Annotated in this window: 24 protein-coding genes and 1 tRNA gene; 19 read left to right on the top strand and 6 right to left on the bottom strand. The window is 28.4% G+C overall.

Annotated elements, in window-relative coordinates:
• Nucleotides 1-20: 20 nt before the first annotated feature.
• The gene (locus tag SCHIN_RS01505) at nucleotides 21-869 is read left to right on the top strand and encodes an IS3 family transposase (protein ID WP_243745727.1); all 849 of its coding nucleotides are present in this window, start codon (nucleotides 21-23) and stop codon (nucleotides 867-869) included.
• 239 nt (nucleotides 870-1,108) lie between these two features.
• Here the strand turns inward: SCHIN_RS01505 and SCHIN_RS01510 are convergent, their stop codons facing one another.
• Entirely contained in the window at nucleotides 1,109-1,954 is an 846-nt protein-coding gene (locus SCHIN_RS01510; protein WP_166507871.1) for a class II fructose-bisphosphate aldolase, read from the bottom strand.
• 125 nt (nucleotides 1,955-2,079) lie between these two features.
• Here SCHIN_RS01510 and SCHIN_RS01515 point away from each other — a divergent pair, with 125 nt between their 5' ends.
• Genes SCHIN_RS01515 through SCHIN_RS01525 form a run of 3 tightly spaced genes read left to right on the top strand, consistent with a single transcriptional unit; the run spans nucleotide 2,080 to nucleotide 5,986 of the window.
• Nucleotides 2,080-2,814, top strand: coding sequence for a DeoR/GlpR family DNA-binding transcription regulator (locus tag SCHIN_RS01515; protein ID WP_166507872.1), 735 nt, complete (start codon nucleotides 2,080-2,082; stop codon nucleotides 2,812-2,814).
• Nucleotides 2,815-2,848: 34 nt separating this feature from the next.
• Complete coding sequence (locus SCHIN_RS01520; RefSeq protein WP_166507873.1) at nucleotides 2,849-5,029, top strand: PTS transporter subunit EIIC; 2,181 nt, start codon at nucleotides 2,849-2,851, stop codon at nucleotides 5,027-5,029.
• 21 nt (nucleotides 5,030-5,050) lie between these two features.
• Nucleotides 5,051-5,986 carry a 1-phosphofructokinase family hexose kinase gene (locus SCHIN_RS01525; RefSeq protein ID WP_166507874.1) on the top strand — a complete coding sequence of 312 codons (936 nt, stop codon included), beginning with the start codon at nucleotides 5,051-5,053 and terminating at the stop codon, nucleotides 5,984-5,986.
• Between the two features lie 171 nt (nucleotides 5,987-6,157).
• On the opposite strand, the gene SCHIN_RS01530 is transcribed toward SCHIN_RS01525, so the two are convergent.
• Nucleotides 6,158-6,631, bottom strand: a complete 474-nt coding sequence (locus SCHIN_RS01530) for a coiled-coil domain-containing protein (RefSeq protein WP_166507875.1) — start codon at nucleotides 6,629-6,631, stop codon at nucleotides 6,158-6,160.
• Nucleotides 6,632-6,777: 146 nt separating this feature from the next.
• Here SCHIN_RS01530 and alsS point away from each other — a divergent pair, with 146 nt between their 5' ends.
• Complete coding sequence (alsS, locus tag SCHIN_RS01535) at nucleotides 6,778-8,466, top strand: acetolactate synthase AlsS (protein ID WP_166507876.1); 1,689 nt, start codon at nucleotides 6,778-6,780, stop codon at nucleotides 8,464-8,466.
• A gap of 1 nt (nucleotide 8,467) precedes the next feature.
• Entirely contained in the window at nucleotides 8,468-9,154 is a 687-nt protein-coding gene (gene budA / locus SCHIN_RS01540; RefSeq protein WP_166507877.1) for an acetolactate decarboxylase, read from the top strand.
• A gap of 48 nt (nucleotides 9,155-9,202) precedes the next feature.
• Here budA and SCHIN_RS01545 read toward each other — a convergent pair whose 3' ends face one another.
• Nucleotides 9,203-10,561 carry an FAD-dependent oxidoreductase gene (locus SCHIN_RS01545; RefSeq protein WP_166507878.1) on the bottom strand — a complete coding sequence of 453 codons (1,359 nt, stop codon included), beginning with the start codon at nucleotides 10,559-10,561 and terminating at the stop codon, nucleotides 9,203-9,205.
• 201 nt (nucleotides 10,562-10,762) lie between these two features.
• Here SCHIN_RS01545 and SCHIN_RS01550 point away from each other — a divergent pair, with 201 nt between their 5' ends.
• Nucleotides 10,763-12,385, top strand: coding sequence for an ABC transporter ATP-binding protein/permease (locus SCHIN_RS01550; RefSeq protein WP_166507879.1), 1,623 nt, complete (start codon nucleotides 10,763-10,765; stop codon nucleotides 12,383-12,385).
• A gap of 62 nt (nucleotides 12,386-12,447) precedes the next feature.
• Here the strand turns inward: SCHIN_RS01550 and SCHIN_RS01555 are convergent, their stop codons facing one another.
• A complete protein-coding gene (locus SCHIN_RS01555; protein ID WP_166507880.1) occupies nucleotides 12,448-12,747 on the bottom strand; it encodes a hypothetical protein in 300 nt (99 codons plus the stop codon).
• 23 nt (nucleotides 12,748-12,770) lie between these two features.
• Nucleotides 12,771-13,334 carry a hypothetical protein gene (locus SCHIN_RS01560; protein WP_166507881.1) on the bottom strand — a complete coding sequence of 188 codons (564 nt, stop codon included), beginning with the start codon at nucleotides 13,332-13,334 and terminating at the stop codon, nucleotides 12,771-12,773.
• Between the two features lie 176 nt (nucleotides 13,335-13,510).
• Between SCHIN_RS01560 and SCHIN_RS01565 the strand changes: the two genes are divergently transcribed.
• The 5 genes from SCHIN_RS01565 to gpmI all read left to right on the top strand — a co-directional run bounded on the left by SCHIN_RS01565 (nucleotide 13,511) and on the right by gpmI (nucleotide 18,222).
• Nucleotides 13,511-14,239: a hypothetical protein gene (locus SCHIN_RS01565; RefSeq protein ID WP_166507882.1), complete on the top strand. Its 729-nt coding sequence runs from the start codon at nucleotides 13,511-13,513 to the stop codon at nucleotides 14,237-14,239.
• 14 nt (nucleotides 14,240-14,253) lie between these two features.
• Nucleotides 14,254-14,979, top strand: coding sequence for a glucosamine-6-phosphate deaminase (gene nagB / locus SCHIN_RS01570; RefSeq protein ID WP_166507883.1), 726 nt, complete (start codon nucleotides 14,254-14,256; stop codon nucleotides 14,977-14,979).
• Between the two features lie 92 nt (nucleotides 14,980-15,071).
• Complete coding sequence (gene tpiA / locus SCHIN_RS01575) at nucleotides 15,072-15,812, top strand: triose-phosphate isomerase (RefSeq protein WP_166507884.1); 741 nt, start codon at nucleotides 15,072-15,074, stop codon at nucleotides 15,810-15,812.
• Nucleotides 15,812-16,633 (top strand): Cof-type HAD-IIB family hydrolase, encoded by an 822-nt coding sequence (locus SCHIN_RS01580; protein ID WP_166507885.1) that lies wholly within the window; start codon nucleotides 15,812-15,814, stop codon nucleotides 16,631-16,633. Before tpiA ends, SCHIN_RS01580 begins: the two co-directional genes overlap by 1 nt.
• A 2-nt stretch (nucleotides 16,634-16,635) precedes the next feature.
• Nucleotides 16,636-18,222, top strand: a complete 1,587-nt coding sequence (gpmI, locus tag SCHIN_RS01585) for a 2,3-bisphosphoglycerate-independent phosphoglycerate mutase (protein WP_166507886.1) — start codon at nucleotides 16,636-16,638, stop codon at nucleotides 18,220-18,222.
• 60 nt (nucleotides 18,223-18,282) lie between these two features.
• On the opposite strand, the gene SCHIN_RS01590 is transcribed toward gpmI, so the two are convergent.
• Nucleotides 18,283-19,269, bottom strand: a complete 987-nt coding sequence (locus tag SCHIN_RS01590; protein ID WP_166507887.1) for an NAD(P)/FAD-dependent oxidoreductase — start codon at nucleotides 19,267-19,269, stop codon at nucleotides 18,283-18,285.
• 60 nt (nucleotides 19,270-19,329) lie between these two features.
• Between SCHIN_RS01590 and tsaE the strand changes: the two genes are divergently transcribed.
• From tsaE to proS, 7 genes are all read left to right on the top strand, one after another.
• Entirely contained in the window at nucleotides 19,330-19,740 is a 411-nt protein-coding gene (gene tsaE / locus SCHIN_RS01595) for a tRNA (adenosine(37)-N6)-threonylcarbamoyltransferase complex ATPase subunit type 1 TsaE (protein WP_166507888.1), read from the top strand.
• Nucleotide 19,741: 1 nt separating this feature from the next.
• On the top strand, nucleotides 19,742-20,308 hold the full coding sequence (gene tsaB, locus SCHIN_RS01600) for a tRNA (adenosine(37)-N6)-threonylcarbamoyltransferase complex dimerization subunit type 1 TsaB (RefSeq protein WP_166507889.1): 567 nt from the start codon (nucleotides 19,742-19,744) through the stop codon (nucleotides 20,306-20,308).
• A 37-nt stretch (nucleotides 20,309-20,345) separates the two neighbouring features.
• Nucleotides 20,346-21,002 (top strand): hypothetical protein, encoded by a 657-nt coding sequence (locus SCHIN_RS01605; protein ID WP_166507890.1) that lies wholly within the window; start codon nucleotides 20,346-20,348, stop codon nucleotides 21,000-21,002.
• A gap of 49 nt (nucleotides 21,003-21,051) precedes the next feature.
• Entirely contained in the window at nucleotides 21,052-23,007 is a 1,956-nt protein-coding gene (locus SCHIN_RS01610) for an ABC transporter ATP-binding protein (RefSeq protein WP_166507891.1), read from the top strand.
• A 60-nt stretch (nucleotides 23,008-23,067) separates the two neighbouring features.
• Nucleotides 23,068-23,158 (top strand) — tRNA-Ser (locus SCHIN_RS01615).
• Nucleotides 23,159-23,267: 109 nt separating this feature from the next.
• A complete protein-coding gene (locus SCHIN_RS01620) occupies nucleotides 23,268-23,972 on the top strand; it encodes a hypothetical protein (protein ID WP_166507892.1) in 705 nt (234 codons plus the stop codon).
• Nucleotides 23,972-25,396, top strand: coding sequence for a proline--tRNA ligase (proS, locus tag SCHIN_RS01625; protein ID WP_166507893.1), 1,425 nt, complete (start codon nucleotides 23,972-23,974; stop codon nucleotides 25,394-25,396). The genes SCHIN_RS01620 and proS overlap by 1 nt, the downstream gene beginning before the upstream one ends.
• Nucleotides 25,397-25,438 lie beyond the last annotated feature (42 nt).

Consider the following 25,438-nt stretch of genomic DNA (forward strand, 5'->3'; position numbering starts at 1 on the left):
TAAATTCCTATTATGTTTTTATCGATGAAAACAGGAAATATTATCCTGTGTATTTGATGTGCAGAATTTTTAAAATTACAGAATCAAGTTATTATAGATGAATAAAACGCGGCAAAAAAATATACAAAGTTAAGTTCAATTGAACACTCGCAAAAAAGATTTTAAAAATTTATAGAAAAAACATGGGAATGTATGGGGCTCCAAGAATTACTATTGATTTATTCAATAAATATGGAGTTAGAGCTTCGGAGAAGAAAGTTTGAAGATATATGTCAATTCTTTCAATAAAATCTTTTGTAAGAAAGAAACGTTCTTACAGTGTTCCTAAAGAAAAGAAAAACACAAAAAGCGGAATACCAAATATAGTTGACAGAAAATGAGGTTTATATGGTCCCAATGAATTATTTGTAACTGATGTGAGTTACATACCATATGGAAATCACAAATTTGCTTATTTAAGTGTCATAAAAGATGCTTATAGCGGAATGATTGTTGCATGACACATTTCACTAAAAAATGACCTTATGATTTGAAAAAATACATTAAAAAAATTTGAAAAGGTTAGACCTAAAACTCAAATTATTATGCATTCTGATAATGGGTTTCAATACACATCATTATTTATGGCTGAATATTCAAAAAATAACAACATCATACAATCATGCTCTAGAGCAGGAAACTCTTTAGATAACGCTATGTGTGAAACGTTCTTTTCTTCTTTGAAAACAGAAAGACTTCACCATATTAAATTAAATAATCATTATGAAGTTTATGATCAAATAGATAATTATATTAATTATTATAATAATTATAGAATAACAATTAAACACAGAGCTACTCCAACTTCAATTTGGAATACATATAATTAAATTTAAAATTTCAAGAAAGTGAGATAGCTCACAATTTTTTGCGTTGTCTTTTTGAGAGAACCAAAGGGTTTCACCCTTAGTTTCTCTCAAACTCTCTCCTTAACCTACAAAAGAAAACTTCTTGCTGCGCGTAAAGTTTTCTCTTGACTCTTTCATACAAGCTTTAGCCAAATTTTGCATAAAAAAACACATTCTATACTTGACAGAATATGTTTAGTCTAGAATACTAGGCTGTTTTTTTATGCTTTGTTATTTGATCTAAAAGCTATAATTTTTTTAATAGCCTCTTCTTTTACAAAATTAATTGCATTTCTTCCGTATTGTCTTGCATCAAATCCTAAAGGATTTTTTTCAAATCAATCTTTAAGTCCTTGCGCACAAGCTATTTTTAAATCCGTTCCAATATTGATTTTTGTAATTCCTAAATCAATAGCTTTTTGTAAATCTTCTAAAGGAACTTGGCTTGAACCGTGAAGTACTAGAGGTGTTTCGATTTTACTTCTAATTTCTTCAATTAAATCAAATTGTAATTTGATTTCTCCTTTAAATAATCCGTGACTTGTACCAACAGCAATTGCTAGAGCATCTATTTGAGTTAATTTATCAAATTCAATGGCTTCGTTTACATCAGTATAACCGTTGCTTTTTGAATCTCTATCATCTTCTTTTCCACCAACGTGACCGATTTCTGATTCAACTTCCACACCTTTTGCTTTTGCATATGCTACTATTTCTTGTGTTTCTTTTACATTTTCATCAAATGGTTTAAGTGATGAATCTAACATTACACTTGAAAATCCACAATCAATTGCTCTTTTAATTAATTTAATATCAAAACCGTGATCTCAATGAAGAATAATTGGAACGTTTGATTTTTCTGTTGCATCCATTGCAAAAGCAATAACATTATCAATCCCCATGTATTTTGCAGCACTTTCAGTAACCATTAAAATAACTGGTGATTTTTGTTCTTCTGCAGCTTCAATTATTCCTTTCATCATTTCTAAATTATCAAAGTTAAATGCAGGAACCGCATACTTACCATTTCTAGCTTTTATTAATTCTTCTTTCAAACTTGCTTTCATTTTTCTTCTCCTTATATTAAAATTATAAAGGTTTTTTAAAGAATTTTAAACATTTTTAAAGAATTTTAAACTTTTTTAAACTTTTTAAAATTTTGACCTTATAATTAAAGAAGGAGGGGTATTCATTGCTTAAAGATGAAAGAAGAGAAAGAATTATTGAAATAATTAGGGAAAAAGGTTTTGTAAAAAACGTTGTATTATCAGAACTTACAAATTCAACTATACAAACCATAATTAGTGATGTAAACGAATTACATGACGAAGGTTTAATAATGAAGGTGTATGGTGGTGCTAAATCATTGGAAAATGGTGTTAAAAAAACACAAGAACCATTTGATGAAGAAAAAAGTAAGATAAACTTAACTGCAAAAGAATTGATAGCTAAAAAGGCAGTTGAACAAATAGAGGATGGAGATCTAGTGTTTTTAGATACTGGAACAACCACAAAAAAAATGTTAAAGTTTATTGCTAAAAAAAATGTTACAATTGTGACTAATGGTTTTTCAATAGCGCTAGAACTTATTGAACAAGATATCCAGGTTTGTTTGGTTGGAGGAACAATTATTCCTTCAACTCATGCTACCGCTGGAGAATTAGCGTTGAAATTTATCGATAATTTTCATTTTGATAAAGCATTTATCGGAATGAACAGTTTAGATAATAATAAGTTTTATACAACAAATATACAAGAAGCTACAATAAAAGAAAGAGTTATAAAAAACTCAGGAACCTCTTTTATTTTGATGGATTCAAGTAAATTTAATTCGCAAAACAGAATTAAAGTAGATGTTAAAAGTGAAACATCGTTAATAAGCGAGAATATACCCCCCGACTTTAAGGGAAAATATATCCCTGCATAAATTGTGAAAACAATTTGCGTAGAAGGAGATTTTGATGGGTAAAATTACAAAACAAGAAATGCTTGTTGAAAACATACTTGCCAAAATAGGTGGACCACAAAATATTAAAGATGTCTACCATTGTGCAACACGTATGAGAATTACATTATTTGACGAAAGTATTGTAAAACTTAGTGAAGTTAAAACTATTGAAAATACTCGTGGAGCTTTATTTGCTAATGGTGAATTACAAATAATCATTGGTGCTGAAGTTTCAAGTATTACTCAATTACTTAAAACAAAATTAAAAAATGAAGAACCTAATTTTGAAATTAAATCTGTATTTGAAGGTAAAAAACCTCCAATGCATAAAAGATTTTTAAAGGCGGTTTCAGCAATTTTTGGACCATTGATTCCATTCTTAATTGGTGTGGGATTAATTATGGCCTTACAACAATTGCTAATTAGATCAAAAGCTGTAAGTGCCATTAGTGATGATGGTGTTATGGGAGTTGATTACAATTTATTTGATTACATCCTAAATGTAATTGCAGGAACTGGATTCAAAATGATGGGTGCAATTGCAATGTGATCAACAGTTAGATATTTGGGAGGAAAAACACCAACAGCAATTGCATTGGCATTGATTATGGTATCTCCTATCATTCCAGAAGCTGGATTGCATTTCTTCTCAATTGGAAATTGAAATATTACTTTAAAACCATTCTATTCTACTATATTAGTGTTTATAGTAATGGGAGTTATTGTGGCATATTCACAAAAAATGTTAGAAAAATATTTACACCCTGTGGCTAACTTCTTGTTAAATCCATTTTTAACATTATTAGTTGGTGGGTTAATGGCATTTTTCGTAGCAGGACCATTAATGGGAGTGCTAGAAAACGCTATGTTAGTATCATTTAGTTGATTTATGAATCTTCCAGTAGGGATTGGTGCAATGATTGTTGGAGCAACATGACAACCATTAGTTGTTTTAGGTGTGCACAACATATTATTCTTTGCAGCAGTTACAGAGTTAAGTCAAGCAGAACCTGTGCCTTCAATTTTCTTAGCAGCTGCTTTTGCAGCAGCTTGAGCACAAATGGGTGCAACAATTGCTGTTGGACTAAAAAGTAAAAAAATGATAGATAAATCTGCTGCTTTCTCAGCTGCTTTACCTGGTATTATTTCAGGACCAACTGAATCATGTATTTACGGAGTTAATTTACCAAAAGGAAAACCATTCTTCACAGGAGTTATCGCTGGAGCAATTGGTGGATGATTAATCGGTATCTTTGGAGTTGATTTAGATAACTTAGCTGGTCTTGGAGGAATAGTTGGTTTCCTAGCTTATTCAGATGATTTAGTGCCAGCCATCCTAATTGATATGGCTTCACTTGGATTAGGTATTGCTATAACTTATGTATTCTGAGTAGAAGAAAAATCAGAATTAAGTTTAGCTAAAAAAACTATTAAATTAATGAATAAAGAATTATGTCTAAAAGGAGAAGTTGACTTTAAAGCTCAACAACTTATAAAATTAATTAAAAAAGTTAACACTAAAAAATTAAATAAAGACATTATTGAAAAAATAGACTTACTTAAATTGGATCTAGATAAGCCAACACAACAACAAATAGAATCATATTTAAATAGTGTAAAAGAAGGTCAAAAAGATTCAAAATTGAAAAAGGAAATTATTTTAAGTCTAAAATCTGTTACATCAGATAGACAAAAACAAATTAATGAGGTTTATGAAGATTTAACAAAATCAATTTTAGAACTTAAAGAACTTAAAAAAATTACAAGTAAATGTAGTAAAACAATTATTCAAAAAGCTAATTACGAATATAAATTGAAAAGAATTCAAGAAATTAAAGAAGATAAATTAGCAAAATCATTTAACAAAGCTCAAACATTGTTAGCAAGTAACGTGGTGGCAAAAAGACAACACGGTCAAGAACTTTTAAAACTTCAAAATTCATTCGAATATAAAGAAGATAAAGTTAAAATGTTAAATGAAAAAAATAATTTAATAGAAAAAGAATTAAATGTAAACAATGAAGAGTTAGCAAAAGTTACTGAAAAATACTTTAACAAGTACAATGACAAACTGTCAACTCTAGAAAAAGTAACCAATGAAGATCTAACAAATTATAGAGATGGGTTATTTAACGATATTCATAATTTACAAATTAAAGAAAAACTTTTAGACCCTAGAATCACTACTGTTTAAAAATAGAAATTGAGTGGTAATATGAAAAATAAAATATACATAATTTCTCTTAGTCCTTCATTGGATTACATTGTTAAGTTTGATAATTTAAAAATTGGAGAAACTAATAGACCTATAGAAACAGAAATATATGCTGCAGGAAAAGGTATTCATATGTCTATGTTATTGAATAACATTGGTGTTGATAATGAATCTATAGTTTTTACAAATGGAGAATTTGAAAGTTTCTTCTATAATGATTTAGATAAAATAGGGATTAAATATAAAAAGTTTCCATCAGAGGGAGATATCAGAATTAATTTAAAACTAATTGATGATAATCAAACTGAGTGTAGCGCAAAGAGTCCTATGATTCTTGAAGAAAATATTGAAAGATTATTTAATTATTTAGAGAAAAATGTAAATCCAAACGACTATGTTATTGCTGCAGGAAGTGTACCGCAAGGAGTTGATTCAGATATTTATGCAAGAATAGTTAATAAAGTAAATAATTTAAAGGCGTTTTGTGTAATAGATGCTTTTGGTGAAGCTCTAAATAACGCTATTAAGGAAAGGCCATTCTTAATAAAACCTAATAAAACTGAACTTGAATTGACTACAGGGATTAAAATTAATAGCGAGACAGATCTTATAAAAGCTGCTGAAAAACTTTTACATGAAGGAGTTAAAAATGTATTAATTTCGATGGGTGAAGAAGGCGCGGTATTTATAAACGAAACCACTAAGGTAAAATGTGAGATTGGCAGTTGAAATAAAAAACTTGTCAATGCAGCTGGAGCTGGAGACAGCATGATGGCTGGTTTTGTCGCTAAATGAATTGAAACAAATGATATAGAAGCTTCATTAAAAAACGGGATTATTTGTGGAAGTGCAACAGCATTTTCGAATAAAATAGCTACTCATAATTTAATAAAAGAACTTGAAAGTGCTTCTACTTTGAAAGTTGAAAAATTATAAAACAAACCTCATTAGAGGTTTGTTTTATTTGTAAAATCCTTCACTTTTACTATAAAAAAGAAAGATTAATGTTGTGTTTCAAAAACAGCTTTATATTTAAACCTATTTTTTATTCTTGCAATTGAATAATAAATAACAAAAACCCAGTTTAGTTAAACTGGGTTTTTGTTATTAAAATGTTTGGTTATCATTTTGATAAACTCTTTCTTTCAAAGTGTTTATCTCTATTCTTAAGTCTTTTACAATGTTTTCAAACGTTTTTGTAGTGCTTGCCAGTAATTGTTTAGTATCTGCAAGTTCTTTTTTTGTTTCTACTAATTCAATTCTTGTTTCATCAAGTTCTTGTTTTGTAGTAGCTAACTTATTTTCAAGTTCTTCTACTATAACTTTGTATTTTGCAACTTCTTCTTTGATACGTTCTGTACAAGTTTTATTTTTCTTTTTATAGCCATTTACATAGCTACTTATTCCTGTTACCACTTTATTTAGCCCCGCATTCTCTTTTTTACTCATAACTTTATCAGATTCTTTATAAATCTCTATAATTTTATCACAGTAATAGGGCAGTATTTCTTCCAGGATTATTGAAATTTTGTTGTTATCATCAATTTGTAAAAATAACTCTAATAATTTAAGTTTTCGCATGTTTTGAAATTTACCTCCATTAGTACTATCGTCATAAATTTGCTAAAAATGTACAACATTATGAAATTTTTTTTCAAAAGTAGTGGTGAAATTTTTTTTTACAAAAAAAGACTACAATTAATAAAGTAATAGAAAGAAGTGTCAATATGAAAAAAAATACAGGAGCTTCTTTGGTAGCAGATACACTAATTAATCACGGAGTTGAATATGTGTTTACTGTACCAGGAGCAAAAATTGATAAAGTTATCGATGAATTAGATAATAGAAAAGACAAAATTAAAATGATAGTTTGTCGTCATGAACAAAATGCTGCTTTAATAGCACAAGGAATTGGAAGAATTTCAGGAAAACCAGGAGTTGTTCTTGTAACTTCAGGTCCAGGGGTTTCAAACTTAGCTACAGGTCTTGTAACAGCTACAAGTGAATCTGACCCAGTTTTAGCAATTGGAGGTAACGTTAAAAGACGTGACGCAAACAAAAGACGTCACCAAGCAATGGCAAACGTTGCTGCAATGGCACCTTTAACAAAATTCGCAGAAGAGGTAGAAGCTGCAGATAGTATGGCAGAAGTGCTTTCAAATGCATATAGAAGTGCAAATTCAGGTAGAAAAGGAGCTGCATTTGTTTCTATTCCAATGGACGTTTCAACTGATGAAACAGAATTTGAACCAATGAGCCCTTCAATAGTTACAAAAATGGGACATGCAAATATCGAATTAATGGAAAAATTAATAGAAGATATTAAAAACGCTAAATTACCAGTTTTACTATTAGGAATGAGATCAAGTGATGATCCAACTGTTGCTGCAATTCGTGAATTGTTATCGGTTGTTAAATTACCAGTTGTAGAAACTTTCCAAGGAGCTGGAATTATTCCAAGACACTTAGAAGATACATTCTTTGGTAGAGTTGGTTTATTTAAAAATCAACCTGGAGATTTATTGTTAGATAAATCAGATCTTGTAATTGCTGTTGGTTATGACCCAATTGAATATGACCCAGAAGTTTGAAATAAAGATGTAAACAAAAAAATATATCACATCGATTCAGTTTTATCAGAAGTTGACAACTTCTATAAACCTCATGTTGAATTAATTGGAAGCATTAAAAGAACTATCAAAAAAATGGCTTGTATGTTAAAAGAAGAAAAATACGAATTATCAGATGAAAACAATAAATTCTTAGAACAATTAAAAGGGAAATTTGAAAATATAACAAAACTATTCAAATATAGAGATAATATTACTCACCCATTACAATTAATGTGAAGATTAAGACAATTAATTGATGATGAAAGTTTTACAAGTATTGATAACAATACTTTAATCACAACTGATGTTGGTTCAATTTATATTTGAATGGCAAGAAACTTCAAATCTTATGAACCAAGAAAATTATTATTCTCAAATGGTATGCAAACTCTTGGGGTAGCTTTACCTTGAGCAATAGCAGGTTCATTGTTAAATCCTGGTAAAAAAGTAATTTCAATGTCTGGAGATGGTGGTTTCTTGTTTAGTGGACAAGAACTTGAAACAGCTGTGAGAGAAAAATTAAACATTACTCACATTATTTGAAATGATAATTCATATAACATGGTTGATTTCCAACAAGTTGCAAAATATGGTAAATCTGCAGCTGTTGAATTAGGACCAGTTGATTTTGCAAAATATGCTGAAGCATTCGGTGCAAAAGGATTTGATGTTAAATCACCAGATGAGTTAGAAAGTGTTTTAAGAGAAGCACTTTCTTATGAAGGTGTAGCTATAGTAAATGTGCCAATTGATTACACAGATAATGGAATTTTAGGAAACATGCTTTTAGAAGGAGTTGACTAATATGCCAACAAAATTATTTCAATACTCAACAATTACCAGTTTAATGCACGGTAATTATGATGGAGAAATCAATTTTAAAGATTTTAAAACTAAAGGAGACTTTGGTTTAGGAACTTTTGAAGGACTAGATGGAGAAATGATAGTTCTGGATAAAAACTTTTATCAAACTCAAATGGATGGTAGTTTAAGTGTGATTAATGAATCATACACTTCTCCGTTTTTATCAATTTGTAATTTTGTAGAAGACGAAAAAATGGAATTAAATGGACTTAACGTTGATCAAGTTATGGAAGAAATTGAAAAAGGAGAAACTTCAAAAATTATTGCTATAAAAATTGAAGGAGAGTTTGAAACAATAACCACTAGATCTGTTAAAAAACAAGAAAAACCATACAAAAAAATGTTTGAAATTAAAGACGTTCAACAAACAGTTACTTTCGAAAATAACAAAGGAACTATTGTGGGTTTTTATACTCCTAAATACTTAAATACAGTTGGTGTTGAAGGAGTTCATTTTCATTATGTTACTAGCGAACTTACAAGCGGAGGCCATGTTCTTGAATTTAAAATGAAAAACGCAATATTAACAAAAAGTTATATTGATGAAATTGAATTAAAACTTGGAAAAGCCAGTTTTGGTCAAGAAGATATCCAAGAACATATCAAAAAACTTGAAGGTAATAATTAAAAAAAACCTTTACTTACATATGTAGGTAAAGGTTTTTATTTTGCCTTATTATTTTTTAAAGTAGTTAAGTCCTAATACTTCAAGACTAGCTAGTGTAATAAAGTTATATGGTTTGTTAAAGTGAGGTAAGAAGAAGATGTCAACTAATGGTAATTCATCAATTGTAAGTCCTTTTTGAACTGCAAGAGCAAACATATACATAACTTCTGTATGATTGTTTTCTGATGCAACTTGTGCTCCAATAATTCTTCTTGAATCTTTTTCTCATATAATTTTAATTCAAACATCTTTGTATGTTGACATAAATTCAGGACGATCACTGTCTTTGAAAGTTTTTTCTTCAACTTCAATTCCAAATCTATCAGCTGCAGCTTTTGAAACTCCAACAGCTGCCATTTTTCATCCAAACACTTCAATTCCGTTAGCTCCTGTAAATCCTGGGCTTGTAAGTTCGTTATTTTTAACAATGTTGTAAGCTGCCATTATTCCAGTTCTTACAGCTGTTGTTGCTAAAGCGATTTGTGTATCTTTTTTAAGTGAAACGTTGTAAACTTGTGCACAATCACCAACTGCATAAATATCAGGGTTTGTTGTTTGCATAAATTCATTAACTTTGATAGCTCCTCTTTCATCAAGGTCGATAACTCCTTCAAGTTGTTGAGTTTGAGGTTTAACCCCAACTGAAAATACAACGTAATCTACATCAATTTCTTCTTTGTCTGTAATTACTTTTGTAACTTTTCCATCAACACCTTCGAATTTAGTAACTCCTTGACCTAAAGCTAATTTAACTCCATTTTTAGTCATTTCATTTTCAACTAATGAACTAAATTCTTGGTCGTAGTATAGAGGCATAATTCTATCTGCAACGTCAATTAAACAAACTTCTTTTCCAGCTTCTTTAAATGCGTCAACTAATTCAACCCCAATGTATCCAGCTCCAACAACTGCAACTTTTTTGATGTTTTTATCATTATTTGCTGCCTTAATTGCTTGTGCATGGTGGTAGTTTTTACAAATTTGAACTCCTTCTAAATCAATTCCAGGAATTGGTGGTGTTAAAGGTCAAGTTCCTGTTGCAATAATTAATTTATCGTAATTATCATCAAAAGTTTCTCCTGTTTTTAAGTCTTTAACTTTAACAGTTTTTTTATCACTGTCGATTGAAACTCATTCGTGTTCCATTTTTACATTAATCCCTTCATTTGTAAGGATTTCTGGTGAAGCGTAAAATAGTCCGTTTGGATCTTTAACTTCTCCCTTAACTCAAAGAGCAATTCCACACCCTAGGAAAGAAATGTTATCATTTCTATCGTAAGTTGTGATTTCCATATCAGGATTTAATCTCTTTAGAGTTCTTACAGCTGTTGTACCAGCGTGGTTTGTACCTATTACTATAGTTTTCATAGTTTGCCTTCTCTCTAATTTTATTGTTTTTTTGTACATTACAATTTTATTCTTTTAATTACAAAAGTTGTAAAAAATATATGTTTTTATTTAAATTGAAAAATTTTTTTATGTCTAATGTTGTTATTTTATTTTGAAAAAAAGTTAACTTGATTTTGTGTTATATTATCTCTAAGGCATTTTGCTAAAAGGAGAGTTTTTATGGGAACAACACAATCTGAACAAGTTAAAAAGTCTTTAGAAAAAGACTGTTTAGTAAAGCTAACAGATGTAACAAAAGATTATGGAAAGAAAAATGTTCTTAAAAACATTAATCTAGAAATAAAAAAAGGTGACAGAATTGGGATTATTGGACCTAATGGTGGGGGAAAATCAACACTAAGTGAAATTATTGCAGGTATTCGTAAACCTACAAGTGGTTCAATCGAAAAAAAAGATGATTTAGTTTTAGGAATTCAATTCCAAGAATCTAAATATCCAATTGGAATTACAGTAATTGATATGATCAAGTATTATTTAGATACTTTTTCAATTGAAATGAAGGAAAGCGAATTATTAGAATTGATGAGAATTTATCAAATTCTAGGATTCCAAAATAAATTCGTTCAAAGTTTATCTGGAGGACAACAACAAAGATTAAATATATTATTAGGTTTAATTCATAATCCTGATTTAGTAATTTTTGATGAAGTTTCAACAGGACTTGATATCGAAGTTAGAAGTCAAATATTAGACTTTATTAAAGAAAAAATAGTAAAGACAGATAAATCTTTAATTCTTGTAACTCACTCAATGAGTGAAATTGAAGAATTATGTAACAAATACATCTATATACATAGAGGTGAAATTAGAGATTCAGGGTCAGTAGAATCAATCGTTAAAGAACATGGATCAGTTCACGACTATACATGAAAAAAATTTAACGAAGAGAAAAAAGCTGATTTAGAAGCAGAATATTTAGCTGAAAAACAACATCAAAAAGAAAAAAATGAAAAGAAAAATAAATTTGACAGAATAATAAGTTCTGGAAAAATTAAAAACAAAAATATACCTTTAATAAATCTATTATTAAAATACTACATTAAAGGTTTTGCAGTACCATTCTTTATGTTTGTTTTTCCAATTTTAATGTTATTTTTAATTGGTAACATCTTTACAAGTAGTGCAAATACAGGTGGTAATGAAGAAGTTGCAAAAAATATGATTCACTCACTTGTAGGTTCATATGCAAGTATGGCAGCTTTAGGGGTAGGATTCTTTGTAATTCCAGCCACAATTATCGAATTTAAAGCAAGTGTTTTAATGAAAAGAATAGGGGCAACAAATATTAAACCTATATTCTTCTTACTTTCTGTTGTAGTTATGGGATTTGTTTTTGTAGTAATTTCTGCACTATGAGCAATTCTATGAGCAGGAATAATTTATGGACACAAATATGGATGAGATGTAACTTCTAAACCATATGATGTAGCTGCATCTATATTCTTGTTTATCCCAGTATTGTTATTATCTATGACTTTAGGTTTAACATTAGCTTCAATGTTTAAATCAACTACTACTTACAATGCTATTGTAAACGTTATTTATATGCCAATTACTTTCTTAAGTGGAGGTTTCTCACCAATTGAAACTGTGGAAACTAGTGCTCCATTAAAAGCAATTAGTTGAATTAACCCTTTTAAATATTCAATTAATCCATTTGTGGAAGCTTGAAATGGTAAATACACATTTAATTTAGAAAATGGTATTTATCTAGGAGTTAGTTGTGCATTAATAGTAATATTCTTAATTATTCCAATGTTTAAATTAAGATGACAAGATTAAAAAAATGATTACTTAAAAAGTAATCATTTTTTTGTCGTTTGAAATTGTTCTTCTGTGTTATTTTATTCAAATCTTTTCTTTTCTAAAATGCTAATTCTCTCACTTAAGGAATCTATTTCTTCTCGAATCGAATTCATTCTCTCTTCTTCAATTCCCATCTTTTCTCATAAAACCTTTGATTTTTCTCATAAAACCTTTGATTTTTCTCATAAAACCTTTGATTTTTCTCATAAAACCTTTGATTTTTCTCGTAAAACCTTTGATTTTTCTCTTAAAACCTTTGATTTTTCTCTTTCCTTTTTCATATCTTCATATAATTTCATTATAGGTCCTAATAATATACTACAATTATCTGATTTCATACTTTGTCTCTCTCTCGTTGGCACTATTTTTCTAGTCTACTTAATCTTTCGTTTAATTTTAAAATTTCTAATTTCATTTCTTCATTACTTGCCTCAAGTCTTTCATTACTTGCCTCAAGTCTTTCATTACTTGCCTCAAGTCTTTCATTACTTGCCTCAAGTCTTTCATTACTTGCCTCAAGTCTTTTATTATTAATTTTTACTTTGAAAGTTTCTGATTTCACTTCTTTTGTTTCTGCTCGCAATTCTTCATTACTTGCCACAAGTCTTTTGTTTTCTAATTTCGTTTCTTCATACAATTTTTTTGTTACTTCTAACATTTGACTACAATTTTCTATTTTCATTTTGTAACTTTTCTCGCTTTCAACTGATTTATTTACTCCGTTGTTAAAGGATAAACGATCACTTCGTTTCATTATTTCCTCACCCTTATTATATATGTTATCTAGCAATTCACAATCTCTAGGGATCAAAGTTATTTGTTCATATTCTAAAAAATCATCGTCAAAAACATGTAAGAATTTTTCTGACAATTTATAAGTTTTGACGACTTTTCTCTTTATATTTATTTTCTTATTTTTAGGCATTTTTTAAGCCCTCCTTCAAATAATTAGGAGATTAAAATTTCTCCTCATAGTATCTATCGTCATAAAAAGTGAAAAAATGTACAATTTTTAAAAATATTATTAAACTTCTCTATTTTTTAGTTATTTCTTAATTGATAAAGTATTTTCAAGTAAAATAAGTTTAAAGAGGTAAAATTATGTTTTTAAGAAATACAACAGATCTAAATTATTACTTTAGAAGAACAAATTTAATTGAATATTTTGATGAAGATAATCTTAATAAAAGAACAAAATTCTATATTAAAAGAGTTGGACGCAAAATTAAGGATAAGACTTTGTACAATAACTTTAAATATTGAGTTCTTTGAAGATGAATAAATAAAAACTTTCAATTTAGTGAAAGTTTTACAAGTCAATTAAGAAAAAATATCAGAAAACTAGATTTAGATTTAAGTGCTAAGGAAGATAACTTTTTATATGAACTTGATGAACTATTATTTAACTCTTGAAGGCCTTTGAAAAAAATACCTGTTAGATTTGAAATTGAAAAGAAAGAAAAACTAAGTTTACTACAAACTAAAGTAAATTTACACGAATTGGTTTTAGATGAAAATGGCGAAGAAAAACCTAAGATGATAGGTACTTTTGATGCCTATTATTCAAGTAAAAAGATATATTTTACAAATTCTAAACAAGTAATCTTATTTAAATTGTTATATAGCGATATTAATTCTATTGAGCAAAGAAGGTTTGGAACAATAGTGAGAACTGAAAAAACAAATTATTTAATTAGAGGTAGAAATAGATTGCTAACTTACGTGATGTTACAAAGAATGAATCCATCATTAAAGTTAGATATTTCTAAAATAGAAAACTTATATGATTACTTTGATTATTTCAACAGGATTTTTAGTAAAATTAACTAGTGGAGGATATAGATATGAATATTATTGTGGTAAAAACTGAGCAAGAAATTGGTCAAAAAACAGGGGATTTAATTTTAAATAAAGTTAAAGAAAACCCAAAAGCAGTTATTGGTTTGGCAACTGGTAGCTCACCATTATCAACTTATAAATATATAATAGAAAACTCAAAAAAAGAAAACGTTAGTTGACATGATATAACAACTTTTAATTTAGATGAATATAAAGGATTAAGTGGAATTCATAATCAATCATATAGATACTTTATGACTCATAATCTTTTTAATCATATTGATATTCAAAAAGAAAACACTTTTGTTCCAAGTGGAATGATTGAAAGTGATGATGAAGTAAAAGTTTATGATGAAAAAATTAAAAACGCTGGAGGAATAGATATTCAATTACTTGGTATTGGAGTAAATGGACACATTGGTTTTAATGAACCTGGAACTAGTTTTGATTCATTAACATCAGTTGTTGATTTAACTGACCAAACAATTGAGGCAAATTCACGTTTCTTTAATGATAAAAGTGAAGTTCCTACTCAAGCTGTTTCTATGGGTTTAAAATCAATTATGAATGCAAAAGAAATTGTTTTAATTGCAATGGGAGAAAACAAAGCAAAAGCTATTAAAGAACTTGTAACTGGAGAGGTTTCAACTGATTGACCTTGTACAATTTTACAAAATCACCCAAAAGTAACTCTTATAATTGATGAAAAAGCAGCAAGTTTACTAGATTAAAATCACCAAATTGGTGATTTTTTATTTTGTATAGTTTTCTAGTTTCATAGTGTTAAAATTTTAGAGTACAGTAAATATAGGAGTGTAGAAAAATGAGAAAACAAATTATCGTAGGGAACTGAAAAATGTTCAAAACAAACTCACAAGCAGTTGAGTTTGTTAAAAATGTAGATTCACAATTAGGATCAAACGAAAACTTAATCGCAGGGATTGCTGCACCAGCAGTAATGTTAAGTGATATGACAAAAGTTGCAAAAAACTTAGTTGTTGCAGCAGAAAACTGTTACTTTGAAAAAGAAGGAGCATTCACAGGAGAAATTTCAATTCCAATGCTTCAAGATATTAATGTAAGTTATGTAGTAATTGGTCACTCAGAAAGAAGAGATATCTTTGGAGAAACTGATGAAATGATTAATGCAAAAGTAAAAGCATTATTAGCAGCTAACATGACACCAATTTTATGTTGTGGAGAAAGCTTAGAAATTTATGAAGCTGGAACTACAATGGATCACGTTAAAAAACAATTATCAGATGATTTAAATGGTGTAAGTGCAGAAGATATGACAAAAGTTGTTATTGCATACGAACCAATTTGAGCTATTGGAACAGGAAAAGTTGCAACTCCAGAAATTGCACAAGAAGTATGTAAAGGAATTAGAGACCACATAGCTTCATTATACAGTCAAGATGTAGCTGACCAAGTTTTAATCCAATACGGTGGAAGTGTTAAACCAGATAATATCAAAGATATTTTAGGACAATCAGATATCGATGGTGCATTAGTTGGTGGAGCTTCATTAGTTGAAGAATCATACCTAGGATTAGTAAAATAATGTCAAAAATAAAGCTAGTAGCTTTGGATATGGATGGAACAGCATATGCAGGTCTTGGACAATATGTTGAAGAAAACATAGAACCTATAAACCAAGCAATTAAACAAGGTGTAAAAGTTGTATTTGTAACAGGAAGACCAGTTCACGCAAAATACAATAGATTTGATGTCTATGATTTTGATAAAAATGAAGCTCTTGTTGCAGGTTTTAATGGTGCTTTAATTTACAATTGAGCAAACAACCAAGTTGTAGAGGCAAATCCAATACCAAGTAAAATTGTAAAAGAAGCGTTTGAAATTCTAAAAGAAGAAAAATATAGTGAAGTTGAAGTTTGAGGTTATGCTAAAAGCTTTGATTATTCATATATAAATAAACCTTTAGAAAGTTCAATGTATCTATCTCATGAAGGTGAGTTTTTTCATAAAGAAGTAGTTTTATTTGATAATGTAAAAGAAGTCGAAGATTGTTATAAATTAATAATGTTCAATGTAAATAGAGAACTTGTTGAAAGAATTAAATTATTGGGATTGGAAGTTGCTTGAAACGAAGGAATTCATGCAGCCGAAATCAACTTGAAAGGAATCAATAAAGCTTATGCTTTAAAATTCCTTTCAAAACATTATTCAATAGATGCATCAGAAATGATGTCTATGGGTGATGGGTCAAATGATATACCAATGCTTGAATATGCAGGGTTATCAATTGCAACAGCAAATGCCACTGATGTGGTAAAAGAATGTGCTAAAGAGGTATCTCAATACACAAATCTTGAAGGTGCTGTTGCAAAAGCTATTAAAAAATACGTATTAGGAGAGAATTAATTATGAAAGCAAAAAAACCAGTAGTTTTAGCTATTTTAGATGGTTGAGGACTTGCAGAACCTGGTAAAGGAAATGCAGTAATCGAAGCCAACATGGAGTTTGTTGAAAGTCTAAAAAAAGAATACCCATGAGTTAGTGCTCATGCAAGTGGTGAATGAGTAGGTTTACCAGAAGGACAAATGGGAAATTCAGAAGTAGGACATATTCACTTGGGTGCTGGAAGAATTAAATATGAATCATTATCTTTAATTAATAAAGCAATTAAAGATGGAGATTTTGAAAGTAATTCAACAATTCAAGCTGCAATTGAAAATTGCAAAAAAAACAATAGTGCATTCCATATTATGGGGTTATTCTCTGATGGTGGAGTTCACTCACATATGTTACATATGTTTGCAACTTTTGAAGCAGCAGCAAAAGCTGGATTAAAAGAAATCTACTTCCATTTATTTACAGATGGAAGAGACACAAAACCAACAGTTGCTTTAAATTACTTAAGTGATTTAAATAAATTAATTGAAAAATATGGAGTTGGACAAGTTGCTTCAATTTCAGGAAGATTCTACTCAATGGATCGTGATAAAAGAATGGAAAGAATTGCAGAAGGGTATGCTTCACTAGTTGATAGAACTTGTGAAAATTCATTTACTGACCCTGCAGCTTACATTCAATCACAATATGATGCTGGAAAAGATGACGAAGGAATTTTACCAGCATACAATTCAACAGTTGAAAATGGATTTATTAAAGCTAATGATTCTGTTGTATTTGCAAACTTTAGACCTGATAGAGCAATCCAAATGGCAAGTGCTTTAACAAATAAAGAATATATGGCATGAACAGATCCTGCTTTTGCTAACCTAACTTTCTTAGGAGATAAAATTTTCTTTGTATCAATGATGGAATACTCAGCATCAGTTAAATCAAGTCACATAGCATTTAAAGCTATTGAAGTTGTAAATGGTTTAGGTGAATGATTAAGTAAAAAAGGTTACAAACAATTAAGAATTGCAGAAACTGAAAAAATTGCACACGTTACTTTCTTCTTTGATGGTGGAAAAGACTACTTTAAAAATGGTCTAGCAACTCCAGAAGAAATTAAATTAGATGGAGCATCAATTAACTTGATCTCATCTCCAAAAGTTGCAACTTATGACTTAAAACCAGAAATGTCTGCTATTGAAATTACAGATAAATTAGTTGAACAAATTAAATCAAATGAATTTGATGTAATTGTTTTAAACTATGCAAACTGTGATATGGTAGGACATACTGGAATGTTAGATGCAGCAATTACAGCTGTTAAAACATTAGACGGACAGTTAAAAAGAGTTTATGAAGCAACTCAAGAAACTGGAGCTGTTATGATTATTACTGCAGATCACGGAAATGCAGAAGTTATGATTGATGGAGAAGGTGGACCAAACAAAAAACATACAAGTCAACCTGTTCCAATCATAGTAACTGATAAATCATTAGAGTTAAGAACTGAAAATCCTGCAATAGCTGATGTTGCACCAACAATCTTAGAGATTATTGGAGAAGAAATTCCAGCAGAAATGACTCAACCAAGTTTAATCAAAAAGTAGTTAACACTACTTTTTTTTATTTCTAAATTAAATATAAAAAACTAGGCATAGCCCAGTTTTTTATCATCCATTGTTTGGAACTTTTCTATTATTAACTGTTTTTTCTATATTTATAACAGAGTGCATTGCTTCAAAAAAACATGAAACTAAATTTCTTAATTTAGTTTCATATCAACAACAATCTCCTGCAGCATAAATTCCTTTTACTGATGTTGACATTTCTTCGTTTATTATAATTTTGTTCATTTTATTGAATTCTAATTCTAAATTATCAAACTTTTCTTTTTTTATAGTTACTCCAAATTGAACTAAAGCAAGGTCAAAATCGACAATCACTTCTTCTTTTGTGGTCATATTAATTAATTTTAAAGATTTTGCTATATTATCTTGTTCACTTGAAATTGAATCAAAACCATAAGGAGTTAAAAGTTCAATACCCAGTTCTTTTGCAGCTTCTAAACTTCCAGGTTTTGCTCTAAATTCATCTCTTCTATGAATTATCTTTACAGATTTACTTCTTTTTGCAAGTTCTAAAGCTCAATCTAATGCAGAATCTCCACCACCAAAAATTAACACATCTTTATCTATAAAGGTATTTAAATCTTTGATTGTGTAAATTATATTGTCATAATCTTTTGGAGTTAATTTAATTGGACTATTTACTCCAACACCATCAGTTATCAAAATTCTTTTGTAATTCTGAACTGAACCATCTGAAAAAGTCACTTTAAATCAATTTTCAAAGTCTTCTTTTCTTTCTTCTGGTTCAATCTTTTGTAAATCAACAACTCTAGTTTCTGCTTTAAAGTTTATTTTTTCTTCATCAATTTTAATAGCTTTATACATTTGTTCAATAACTTCGGTACCTTTTAAACTTACAATTGCAGGTAAATTTAATACTGTTTTTTCTGGATAAATATTTAAAACTTGACCCCCATACGTTGTATTTGCCTCAACTACAGTTCCTGTTAAGTTAAGATCTGATGCCATTTTTCACGCATACAACCCAGCAGGACCGCTACCAATAATTAAAATATCTTTTGTCATTTTATTGTCACTCCTACGCAAAAAATTATATCATATATATATGAATAGGAACCTTGATATATGATAAGAATAGAATCAATTGAACAACTTGAAAAAATTTGCCAGCAAATACTGCAAGAATGCAAAGAAAATGTTTGCTTATTATTGTCTGGTGATTTAGGAGCTGGAAAAACTACTTTTACAAAACATTTATTAAAATGTATGGGTGTTAAAGAAGTTGTAAACTCACCAACTTTTGTAATATTAAATCAATATCAAGCACACGATTTATTAATAAATCACATGGATGCATACAGACTTGAAAATAATGAAGAAGTTGAACTTTACACAGAAAATTTTTATGGAGCATTTAATATTATTGAATGAAGTGAAAATTTAAATTTTGATTATGAAAAAGATTTTAAAGTGATAAAAATAACAATTAAACTAATTGACGAACAAATTAGAGAGTTTGAAATAGAGGGAATTTAAGATGAATTTATTTATAGATACAACAAATAATAATTTAATTTTAATATTGGAAAATAAAAACCAAATAATAGATTCAGTTTATAAAACAAATCAAATGAGAATTAGTGATATTGTAATGGATGAGCTAAAAAATATGTTAGATAAAAATAACTTGAAAATAAAAGAAATTGACAGTGTTTATTGTTCAAATGGACCTGGAAGTTACACTGGAGTTAGGGTTGGAATAACAATTGCTAAGACTTTAAAAATTTTAAATCCTTCTTTAAAAGTATTTACATTATCATCCCTTGCTTTTCAAGCAGGAAATGATAATGTAATAAGTTTACTTGATGCAAAAGGTAAAAAATTTTACATAGGAATTTATGAGAGTGGAGTTTGTAAAATAGCAGACCAACTTATACCAGAGGATTATCTAGAGGAATTTAAGGACCAATTTGGTGATTTTGAAATAAGAAGTGATTATAAAGATATTGATTACATAAATAATTACCTAAGTTTAAAAGAAAAATTTGAATTAAATGATGATGTTGAAAAAATTGAACCAATTTATATAAAAAATTTTATTTAAAATTTTTTTTGTGTATAATGTAAAAAAAGGTGAAATTATGGAAATAAACAAAAAAGCTATAAAACAGGCAGATAAAAAGTTTAAAAACGAAAATGTCTACAGAAGTTTTATTAAAAAGATGATTATCTTTTTCTTTTTTGTATGTTTAATTTCATTAAGTGATAAAAATTCATTAAGAAATGTAATTTGTATTTATTTAGCTTTTTCTTCATATTTATTGATGAAAAAGTTGTTTATCTTTAAACAAGATATATTAAACGAAGTAGAAATTCAAAGAATGAGAATTGTTTTTATTAAAAAAATATTTGTTTTCTTATTTTATTCAATGGTTTTATATATATTACCAGCATGAATCTTTACTTTCCTTTATAGTGATGAACTTTGATTAACAAACCATATTTTTTCTATACAATTTTCAGCAATGTGAGCTGTTATCTTATTTACTTTCTTGATTGTTGATGGTTTGAGTAAGATTAAAAATATCATAAACATTGATGTTCTTGCGCTTATAAAAACTGTATTAATGAAAGTTTTTATCGTTTCAACATTAATTGAAAAAATCAAAAGACTATTTTTCTTGTTAATTGAAAAAATAGTCAAAAAACTTGAACTCAAGAACAAGGAAATTTTCACGTACAAAAATACGCAAAAGTTAAAAATACATAAAAGATCTATCGAGGTTATTGGCTTCTAATATTTGGTTAAAAATTTAATTTTTACTAGATATTAGGAGGATTTTTGACATGCAAAAAAGTAAAAACGAATTTAATAAATTAAAAAGTAACACAATAGGTAAATTATATTTAAGAGGGTTGAAAGAACATTGAATTCTTGCAACTATAATGTTTATTTTTATGGCTTTAGTAGCCTACTGTACTGTATTTAATATTAGAATTGCACAACAACTTGTAATATTGTTGTCAGCAAAAAACATGTATTCATTATTAACAAATGATAATCAAATTATGGATAAAGTTATGGGAGAACTTGTTGGAGAAGGAACAACAATGGATTTAAGTGGTCTGTTAGAAGACCCACAAAAAGTATCTAATGTATTTTCAATGATGGGATTAGAAGGAGTTATTGTAAAAAATAATCAACTATATACAAAAATGTTTATGTTTGAATTTACAATTAACCAATGAATTTATTATTTAATAGGTAACATCTTATTCATAGTGGTAGCAATGTATATTGCATATCTTGCAAATGGGTTTATTGCTCAATATCAAGAAACTGCATTAAGACAAAATGTTGTAAAAAGTATTTTAGAACAAGACATTCATTTCTTTAAAGAAAATAAAACTGGAAACATAATTTCAAGTGTTGTTAAAGATGTTCAAGTAATTGGAGATCAATTAAAAGTTGCACCAATCATTGTAATTTATATTTTTGGAAGTTCATTTGGAGCATTAGGTTTCTTAACATTCTTGGATTGAAAAATTTCTTTATCAACTTTTGCGTTAATAGCTGGAGTAATAGTAATTTCTGTAATAGTAATTTTTGCAATTAGAAAACCAGTTGCAAATACTGCAAAAATTGAAAGAAATTTAAATAATGACGTTAATGAAAAAATACAAACAGTAAGATTGGTTAAATCTACTGGAACTTGAAATGAAGAAAAAAGTGCATTTATTGATAGATATCAAAAATTAGATAAATCAAAAAGATTAAGTATTTCACTTACTACCATGATTGCAGCGTTATTAATTGGTGGTATTGGAAGCTTCACATTAGCTTCAATTATATTTGGACAATTTATTTATAGTGGAGAATCTTTAAAAATTTTAATTATCTTTAGTACATTTACAGCTGGGGTTTTTGTTATGGTAACTCCTTTGTTTCAATTAAAAGAAATTTTAGAAAAAGTAAATGCTGCAAATCAATCATTAAAAAACATAGACCATATTTTAAATTCAAATTCTGTTATTGATGTTGATAAAGACAGAAAAATTGATAATTTTGAAGGACAAATTGAATTTAGAAATGTAGACTTTTCATATCCTGATGAAAGTGACAAAAAAGTTATTTCAAATATAAATCTAAGATTTGAAAAAAATAAAAAATATGCATTTGTTGGTCCCAGTGGTTGTGGAAAATCTACAATTGCTAAATTATTATTGAGATTTTATGATGTATCAAATGGTGAATTGATCTTAAATGGAAATACAAATATTAAAGATATTGATTTAAAATCTTGATTAGCAAATGTTGGTTATGTAGACCAAGAACCACAAATTATAAGTGGTACATTTACTGAAAACATAACTTATGGAGTTGAAAATTGAAGTATGGATGAAGTTTATAGAGCAGCTAAAAAAGCTAGAATTCATGATTTGATTATGAATTCTAGCGAAGGTTACAATACTGTATTATTTGAATCTGGAAGTCAATTATCTGGAGGGCAAAAACAACGTCTTGTGATTGCAAGAATGTTCTTAAAAAATCCAAAACTACTTATTTTAGATGAAGCTACAAGTGCTTTAGATAACTTAGTAGAAGCTGAAATTCAATCTGAATTAGAAAAACTAATGGTAGGAAGAACAACTATTTCAATTGCCCATAGATTAAGTACAATCAAGGACTTTGATAAAATATTTGTTTTAGAACCAAATAAAGGAATTACAGATTGTGGAACTTTTGATCAATTAGTTTCAAAAACAGGAATATTTAAGACTTTATTTGAATTATCAAATTAAAGTTAATAAAATTAAAAAAATTATAATAAATAGGCATTTTTTGTTATAATTTTTTTGTATGGATTGATACTCAAGTTGGTGAAGAGGGCACCCTGCTAAGGTGTTAGGCCGGGTAACTGGCGCGAGAGTTCGAGTCTCTCTCAATCCGCCATTAAAGAAACATAAACCAAGCATTTGCTTGGTTTTTTATTTATTTAATTTAAATCAAAAACATTTAAGTATAATATAGATATATAAATTTTTTAGAAGGAGTGTATATTATGGCAAAAACTATTGATAAAGAAATCGACTTAAAAGAAGAGGAACCCAAAAAAGGACTTTTTAAAAAAATCTTTTCTGGTAAAGTTGAACAAAAAAAAGTCCTTCAAATTATAAAAACAAAAAAAATAAAAAACCTATATTTTTATACAGATGTAAACAATGTTTTATTAATTTTAGAAAATGGAATACGTTTGGTTAAAGACCAAAAACTTAAAAAAGAAGAAGAATATGTTGTTTGAACTTATTTAGAAAACAACAACTCAGTTGGATTGGAATTTGACTCTTCTACGAGAGCTCATTTTTGAAAATGAGCAAGCGAAGCAAAAGTGGATGTTGAAAAAATTTCAATTATTGGAGTTAACCCTGATAAACTTGTTAAATTAACAAAAAAAGACTGAGCATTTGATGCTGTGGCAAACATTACATATATTTACGAAACAATTCCTGTAGAAGCAATTGACTTTATTATGATAAAAGATAAAGCTAACCTTAAAAGAATTGAAAGCTATGTTGATGCAAACGACATTGATATAGATGTTTTCTTTGGAGAATCTGGAAATATCAAACAAAAAGGTGAAGTTTCTGAACCGGTTAAAGAAGAGGTTGTTAAAAAAGAAAAACCATCTAAAAAACCTAATTTAGTAGAAGAAGTACAAGAAGAAGGTAAAAAGAAAACTAAAAAAGAAAAGGGAGATAAAAGATAATGGCAAAGAACATGGAAAAAATCACATCTAGAGATGTTGATTTTGCTCAGTGATATACTGATGTTGTTAAAAATTCAGGACTTGTTGATTACGGTCCTGTAAAAGGTACAATGATATTTAAACCATATGGATATGCTATATGAGAAAATATTCAAAGTATTTTAGACAAAGAATTTAAAAAAGTAGGAGTTACAAATGTGTACTTCCCACTTTTAATCCCTGCAAGTTTATTTAATAAAGAAAAAGAACATATTGACGGTTTTGCACCAGAACTTGCAACAGTTACAAAAGTTGGAGACAAACAACTTGGTGAAGACTTGTATATTAGACCAACAAGTGAAGTTTTAATTATTGAACACTTTGCAAAAGAAATAAAATCTTACAGAGATATGCCTTTACTTTACAATCAATGAACAAATGTTATGAGATGAGAAAAAACTACAAGACCTTTTTTAAGAAGTAGTGAATTTTTGTGAAATGAAGGACATACAGTTCATTCAGATCCAAAAGAAGCAAAAGATTTAACTTTAAAAATGCTACAAATCTATAAAGATTTTGCAACAAATCACTTATTATTACCCGTAATTAGTGGTCAAAAAACAGAGAGAGAAAAATTTGCAGGAGCTCAAGAAACTTATACAATTGAAGCTTTAATGTATGATGGCCAATCTCTACAATCTGGAACAAGTCATTATTTTGGAGATAATTTTGCAAAAGCCTTTAACGTAAAATTCCAAAACAAAAATCAACAAGAAGAATTTGCATATACAACAAGTTGAGGACTTTCAACAAGATTGATCGGAGCAATTATTATGACTCATGCAGATGATCAAGGACTAGTTTTACCTTCATCAGTTGCACCAGTTCAAATTCAAATAATTAACATCAATGATTCTGAAGAAGTAATTTCTACTTCAACTAACCTGTTTGATTCATTAATTGATGACTATAAAGTTTTTATAGATAAATCAGATAAATCATTTGGATTTAAAATTTCTGAAGCTGAAATTAAAGGGGTACCAATCAGAATTGAAGTTGGACCAAGAGATTTAGCAAATGGAGTTGTTACAATTTCAAGAAGAGATATCAGATCAAAAGAACAAGTTAAACTTGAAAATGTAAAAGCTTATATTGATGAACAAATCAAAGAGTATGATAAAAACATTTATAAAATAGCTTTAAAAAATAGAGAAGAACGTACTTTTACTGCAAACACTTTAGAAGAATACAAAGCAGTTTTAGATAAAAAACTTGGTTTTGTATTAGTTCCTTTCTGTGGAGAGGTTTCTTGTGAAGATGATGTAAAAGAAAAAACTCAAACTAACTCTAGATGTATTCCTGATGGAATTAAACAAGAAAAATCTAAATGTTTTAATTGTGGAAAAGATTCAAACTACAAAGTTTACTTTGCAAAAGCATATTAGTAATAAAAAAATGGACAACAATTGTTGTCCATTTTTTTTGTT

The organism is Spiroplasma chinense (genome assembly GCF_008086545.1).
GTDB classification, from domain to species: domain Bacteria; phylum Bacillota_I; class Bacilli_A; order Mycoplasmatales; family Mycoplasmataceae; genus Spiroplasma_A; species Spiroplasma_A chinense.